The sequence below is a fragment of the Xenorhabdus budapestensis genome, assembly GCF_002632465.1.
GTDB classification, from domain to species: Bacteria; Pseudomonadota; Gammaproteobacteria; order Enterobacterales; family Enterobacteriaceae; genus Xenorhabdus; species Xenorhabdus budapestensis.
The window spans coordinates 1-6,240 of the sequence record NZ_NIBS01000045.1 but is presented as its reverse complement, the minus strand read 5'-3'; the positions used below and the strand labels follow the sequence as shown (position 1 = coordinate 6,240).

The 6,240-nt window shown below is 41.9% G+C and carries 7 protein-coding genes and 1 pseudogene; all 8 read left to right on the top strand.

All coding sequences use genetic code 11. The annotated features are described in order from the left end of the window. Window positions 1-155 precede the first annotated feature (155 nt). The 8 genes and pseudogenes from Xbud_RS18100 to Xbud_RS18065 all read left to right on the top strand — a co-directional run bounded on the left by Xbud_RS18100 (window position 156) and on the right by Xbud_RS18065 (window position 6,141). Window positions 156-491, top strand: a complete 336-nt coding sequence (locus tag Xbud_RS18100) for a hypothetical protein (protein WP_099137411.1) — start codon at window positions 156-158, stop codon at window positions 489-491. A gap of 172 nt (window positions 492-663) precedes the next feature. After that, window positions 664-1,158 carry an aldolase/citrate lyase family protein gene (locus tag Xbud_RS18095; protein WP_099137410.1) on the top strand — a complete coding sequence of 165 codons (495 nt, stop codon included), beginning with the start codon at window positions 664-666 and terminating at the stop codon, window positions 1,156-1,158. Window positions 1,159-1,165: 7 nt separating this feature from the next. Beyond that, on the top strand, window positions 1,166-1,414 hold the full coding sequence (locus Xbud_RS21505) for an HpcH/HpaI aldolase/citrate lyase family protein (RefSeq protein WP_099137409.1): 249 nt from the start codon (window positions 1,166-1,168) through the stop codon (window positions 1,412-1,414). 27 nt (window positions 1,415-1,441) lie between these two features. Then, window positions 1,442-1,958, top strand: a pseudogene (locus tag Xbud_RS21230) (MaoC family dehydratase). Continuing rightward, window positions 1,958-2,890 (top strand): ornithine cyclodeaminase family protein, encoded by a 933-nt coding sequence (locus tag Xbud_RS18080; RefSeq protein ID WP_169923110.1) that lies wholly within the window; start codon window positions 1,958-1,960, stop codon window positions 2,888-2,890. Before Xbud_RS21230 ends, Xbud_RS18080 begins: the two are co-directional and overlap by 1 nt. Window positions 2,891-2,901: 11 nt before the next feature. Then, complete coding sequence (locus tag Xbud_RS18075; protein ID WP_099137407.1) at window positions 2,902-4,161, top strand: AMP-binding protein; 1,260 nt, start codon at window positions 2,902-2,904, stop codon at window positions 4,159-4,161. 136 nt (window positions 4,162-4,297) lie between these two features. After that, window positions 4,298-5,482: an aminotransferase class I/II-fold pyridoxal phosphate-dependent enzyme gene (locus Xbud_RS18070; protein ID WP_099137406.1), complete on the top strand. Its 1,185-nt coding sequence runs from the start codon at window positions 4,298-4,300 to the stop codon at window positions 5,480-5,482. 32 nt (window positions 5,483-5,514) lie between these two features. After that, window positions 5,515-6,141, top strand: a complete 627-nt coding sequence (locus tag Xbud_RS18065) for a DUF4286 family protein (protein WP_099137405.1) — start codon at window positions 5,515-5,517, stop codon at window positions 6,139-6,141. Window positions 6,142-6,240: the final 99 nt, after the last annotated feature.

Sequence of the window (6,240 nt, the reverse complement as noted above, 5' to 3'; positions counted from 1 at the left end):
GGGGCTGAAACTTCTTTTCATCATGTCACCTGTTGAATTATCGAAGTGAGCATATCACCTCTATAACGGTGACCAAAATCATTGAACCACATCAATATTTCCCATCTTATGCTTGGCACTATGCCGATTACTTGGATGATTGTTGGAGCTTGAACTTGCGTTTCCGCCGTAAAGATGAAATTACGGATTTACTTAACTGGACGTTCCCCGACTTATATAGCAAAGAGTTAGGTCACTTATTGTTGGACGAGGGGGTAGACGATAGCACCAAAGAAGACATTCTCTTTAGGCTGGAGAAGGCATTTGTAGGGCAGTTTATCAATGGTTCAGAGAAAGCTCTCCATATGAGGCTTTTAGCCAAACAATTGGCCAATGAGTATGGACATGCTGCCATCAGTTCTCTCTATTCGGTTGATTTAGAAGAATATATACCATCAACATTAGCGGAGTGGACAGATTTCGATCATCCCACTCGTCCGAGTTTTTTATAAAAGTATTTATTGTAAGAATGACACGCTAAAGATAAGCGTCTTTTGTCCATACTGGAAATAAAAACTAAATAATCAAATAATGTTAAGGGAGGGAGGTATGTTAAGAAGCTGGCTTTGTTCTTCAGCCTTAAATGGAAAATTGTTTGAAAAATCAGAGAATTAAAATGCGGATGTGATTCATTTTGATTTAGAGGATTCAGTTCCTCTTGCCCAAAAGGAGGATGCAAGGAACTCCTTGTTGAAACACTACCCATTCGACCACAAATTGCCAGTGGCAATCAGGATCAACAGTCTCGACACTGAAGAAGGATTGAAAGATATCCTGTTTTTGACCGAACGATCCCTCCAACCTGATATTGTGATTGTGCCAAAGTCCAGCATCGCTCGTGATGTGCCGCTAATAAGCACTTATTTTAAAAACAGTTTGATATTTTCTGTGATTGAAACCATCGATAACTTTTTCGAATTACGTCATCTCAATCACCGACCTAAAGCTTTAGACGGGGTCATTTTTGGGGCAGCGGACTTTGCCGTTGATATGGACTTAAACCCTCAGACGCTAACTAACGAATTATCTTACATCAAAGCGGAAATCAGTATTTGTGCTAAGAGGCTTGGGCTACATGCTATAGATTCTCCCTGTTTCTCAGTGTTTCTCAGTGTATGAACACGATATGTTACAGTTGGAAATCGAGAAGGCGAAAAAACTCGGATACACTGGGAAAATTGCCTTACACCCGAACCAAGTTTCTACCATAAACAAAGGTTTTTCTATCTGTGAAGAGAGTAAGGCCAAAGCACAGTCGATCGTATCTATGCTCGAGTCGAACAAGCAGCGATCTGTGGCTATGGATTCAGAAAAAATGGTTGGACCGCCACATCTCAAGTATAGCAAGAAAATATTGTCCGGGCGAATTCGATAGAGTTGTAGTAATCAGGAATAAAATTATATGGAAAACAAACCTCTCAGTATATTAGAGGCCATCGGGCCACAGCGATATCGTGAAAGTCATGGACTCTATTTTGATGACTTCAACATTGGGGATGTGTACGAGCACAAACCTGGGCGTACTGTTACTGAAGTTGACAACATATGGCAATCTCTGATCAATATGAATACTCACCCTTTGCACATCGACAATGAGTATGCAAAGAAAACTGAATTTGGTCAGACTTTGGTATCCAGTCTTGTCACTTTTTCCATTAATTGGGGGGTTAAGCCTCGCCAGTACTAGTGCCAGAGCGATTGCCAATCTGGGTTGGAAAGAAGTCAAATTGAGTCATCCGGTTTATGTTGGCGACACCTTGTATGCCGAAACGACTATTTTGACCAAACGCGAATCGAATAGTCGTCCGGGCCAAGGGATTGTCACAGTACAAACCCGAGGACTGAATCAGAATGATATTGCAGTGTTGTGTTGGGAGCGGAGCTTTTTAATTCCACTACGTCCATGCAAGGATTCATGATGTCTATTCTAAATATTGGTGCCTTTGGTTGGCCTTTGTTGCCGGAACTGACTGATCTTAAACCATTAATATCTTATTTCAAAGAATCATTTTCTAATGGTAGAGCTGAGGCTGCACGGGTACCGGCAAGATCGATGATTATAAAGCAAAGCCCCTTTTCGGCGTTTGGTGCTATGCCAGCATATTGCCCTAACAGTAATTTGTTTATTACAAAAGTCGCCACTTTGGTAGTTAATGGAGAGAAAAAAGGCAATTCGGTAAATGCCATTGTCAATGTTTTTGACGGTACTACAGGAAAACCATTGGCTTTGCTAGACGGTGCCCAGTTGACCAACTTAAAGTGTGCAGCAGTCAGTGCCATGGTGACTGATATTTGCGCGTCCGATGATGCCAATAAAATGGCGTTAATTGGTTGCGGCACTCAAGCTTGGCAACAAGTATTAGCGGTTATGGCTGTCCGTCCGATACGCCAAATACGGTTGTATGGAAGGACTTCCAGCAACACCTTGGCATTTGCAAAAAAAATTGAAGAGAAATTTGGTTCTAATATTGAAGTTCTTATGCCTGCATCTGTAACAGATACTGTAAGTAATACAGACATTATCTGTACTGCTACCACTTCAAGATCGCCGCTATTTTCTAATGTAGAGCTTACTGACCACGTTCATGTTAATTGCATGGGGGCGCATACATGTGACTCGCGTGAAGTTCCAAATACGCTTTTGCAAAGCGCCCATGTGATTGTGGAGGATCTTGATACTGCAGTGGCTGAAGCGGGAGAGTTACATCGTGATGCTTTAACACTGACTAAAATGCTGACATTCGACAGAAACAAACTAAAAAACACTGCAACCGTTTTTAGTTCCGTCGGACATGGCTATTTGGATCTATTGGCGACTGCTTATTTATTACAACAATCTCAGAATCCGTAAGGAAGGTTAAATTGAATTTTTATACCCTGAAACAAATTGTGGAAACAGCGCGACAAGGCTCACCTTTTTACCGCTCACTTTATGAAAATCTCGGTACGGAATACCAGCTTGAAGATTTGCCGATCGCTTCTTTCGATAAAGTGATGACAGCGGTACACGATGATTTTTCGGCTTTATTTGCCAGCGAACAACCTTACGGTATGTTCTATACAACCTCTGGTACCACCGGAAAACCCAAAGCAACTTTGTTTGGTCGTGATGAATGGCGCACTGTTAATCGCTTGTTGGCTGAAACACATTGGCGCAATGGCCTATTACAAGAAAAAGATATAATTCTCAATCTATCAGAGCCTGGTAGTGCATCATTTATGGCAGTGCATCATGTTGTAGGTATGTTTCCGGGGCGATGTTCGGAAATTCCCTTAGGCTGTGATCGTGATTTCGAAGAAATTATTTCCTTGTATCAACATTTCAATGCCAATGTGATTACTGGTATGAATCCCACGTTTTTGGGGTTGGCTAGCCGTTTATTGGATACTACAGGACCAGATTTGAATATCACACGGCTATTAGGTGGAGGTGAAAATCTCTATGGTAGTCAAATGGCACTGCTTGAAGAAGCGTTTCCGAATGCAACGCTGTACCCGTTTCTTTATGGTACTACCGAGGTTGGCCAAGTAGCGTACAGTAAAGTGCCTACTCGATACAATGAATACATTCCTTTCAAAGAACTGTGTACTATTGAAATCATTGACCCTGAAACTGAAGAAGTTATTAGGGAAGCAGGAAAAAAAGGCACTTTGTTGGTTACCAGCCATGTTCGTTTACAAACTCCAGCTATTAGGTTGGATACAGGCGATGTGGCTCAGTGGCTGGATGATCCAACGCAACCAGAAGCTCGTTTTTCACTTCAAGGACGCCGGTTTGTATTCGAACATGCTTTAGCCGATACTGTAATCAATAAAGATATAGTATTCGGAATTATCGACCAACTAAATACGAAATTGAACATTACTATGTTTAATGTAGAAATAGGTGGAACCTCAACTCAGCCTGAATTAAAAGTTCTTGTCTCATTACACCAACAGTCGGTGGCCCCGCCAGAATTGAAAGATTTGGTTCTGAGTGCTATGGAAAAAGAGTCTCCTGCGCTTTTCGAAGCCATCCAAACTGGAAAAATTCGTCAAATTATCGTCAATCAAGTGACGCTTTCTCACTTTGAATTAGCAACCAAAAGAAAAACTCGTTTCATTACTGACAATAGATATTAAAACTTTGTTATTCATAATGCTCGAAGTTAAGTATAAAACGTGAGGATATTGACTGGGCTTTATTTTTGCCCAAACTGTGGACGGAGGATCGATCCCACTGTTCCAAGCTTAATCATATAAATAATAGGTGATTTTTATGGGGCAATACTTAAATATCGGCAAAATGGTTACTTCCAGTCTGGTTAGTTGGCGGAAAGCCAATGAACATGGTTTGACAGGCATCAGAACTATAGATTACAAGGGTAATAAGCTGATTACGGATGATGGCCATGAGTTTATCAATATGTGCTCTTGCTCTTACCTTGGCCTGAACCGACATCCGAAAGTCATCGATGGTGCAATCAGCGCCCTTGAGCATGAAGGCACGATGAGTACTTCAGTTTCACGAGCACGGATTGCTCCTAAGTTGATGGTCGAAACCGAGCAACTTATGTCCAAGGTATTCGATGCCGAGATCATTTTGACTACTTCTTGTTTTACCGCTTCTGTATCAGTTTTACCTTTGTTGGCTTCAGGGCAAATGACTGAAGGAAAAAAACCTTTGATGATTTTCGACCGAAGCTGCCATTTCTCCATGAATATTCTCAAGCCTAATTGCGGTAATGAAACCGAAGTGGTTACTTGTCCACATAACAGCATTGAGTTTATTGAGCAAGCCTGTAAAGAAAACGATACCGTAGCATATGTTTGCGACGGTGCTTATAGCATGGGTGGCAATGCCCCGATTGAAGAACTAATTCGATTACAAAAAGAGTATGGCTTGTTCTTATACATCGATGATTCACACTCCATTTCCGTATACGGCGAACGAGGCGTCGGTCTATCACGTTCATTTTTTGATAAGTTGAATGATCGAACTGTTATTGTAGGCTCTCTCGCCAAAGCGTTCGGCGCCACAGGCGGAGTGATAATGCTTGGCAGCAATAAATATCGTGAAATGCTCGACTATTGTTCAGGTCCACTGGGGTGGTCACAAATGATTAATGCGCCAGGATTAGGTGCAATCAAAGCTTCTGCACAGATCCATCTGAGCGATGAGTTGCCCAAATTACAGGCACAATTAGGCGAAGCCATGGCACATTTCGACCGTATAATTCCAAGCTCCAATGCTGGTAACGGTCTGCCTATACGAGTTATCGATTTGCCATCAGTAGATGATGCTGTTGAAGCATCAGCTCACTTGTTCCAAAAAGGCTTTTACTGCTCCGCTGTGTTTTTTCCAATTGTAGCTAAAGATCGGCCTGGAGTCCGGGTTATGGGACGGGCTAACATGAGCAATGAAGACATTGAATCCTTCTGTGAAGCACTAAAAACGATTTAATTTCTATTGGTTTAACCTTTTGGGCTACATAGATGATGAACGAAAGCAAACAAAGTGCTTTGATGCTATGGCTGCATATGGAAGGTGGGGAGAATGCACTCTTTAACCATTGGCACAATCAAGAACATATTCCTCAGCGTATGGAAATACCGGGATTCTTGTCGAGTCAGCGCTACTATTGTTCACAATCTGGCGAATACCTATGCTATTACCGCCTGCAGAATCAGGATGTGCTAGAAAGTGAACTGTATCAGAAACAAAACGAAATGGATCCAAGCGATCTTGCTAAGAGGGTGGACAAACATCTTCGCTTGGAAGAGCGAAAAGTCGCCGATCTGCTTTGGTCCGAAGGCGATGCTACTGGAGGCTCAATGGTTACAGCTCGATTGTCTATCGATGCTTCACAGCTTCCCACTGTAAGTGAATTGCTACATGTTGAGCTAGCCGACTTATTGAAGAACGATGCCATTTGCTCCGCGTGTTTGTATCACGATACCAACGTTGACCAAAGCGGTAATAACCTGATTTTGATGGTGGAGAATGCGAATGGTTGTCAACATGATGACATAACCGAACTTGTGACCAAGGTTCTTGAAAATCAAAAAGTAGAGTGCGAAATGATTCAGTCTTATCAACTACAATACTTTTTGAGTAAGTAAACGCGATGCTCGACTTTAACATCCTATAACGTTGGCTTGTTGAAGCCAGTCGCGTTGACTTTTACCTTGTTTAAAATTGGCAAAAATACCCAACGTGTG

What these genes read in the sequence shown, in the direction of transcription:
- Xbud_RS21505 (WP_099137409.1), top strand. Translation starts at nt 1,166, where the DNA reads ATGTTACAGTTGGAAATCGAGAAGGCGAAAAAACTCGGATACACTGGG.
- Xbud_RS18080 (WP_169923110.1), top strand. Translation starts at nt 1,958, where the DNA reads ATGTCTATTCTAAATATTGGTGCCTTTGGTTGGCCTTTGTTGCCGGAA.
- Xbud_RS18070 (WP_099137406.1), top strand. Translation starts at nt 4,298, where the DNA reads ATGGGGCAATACTTAAATATCGGCAAAATGGTTACTTCCAGTCTGGTT.
- Xbud_RS18065 (WP_099137405.1), top strand. Translation starts at nt 5,515, where the DNA reads ATGATGAACGAAAGCAAACAAAGTGCTTTGATGCTATGGCTGCATATG.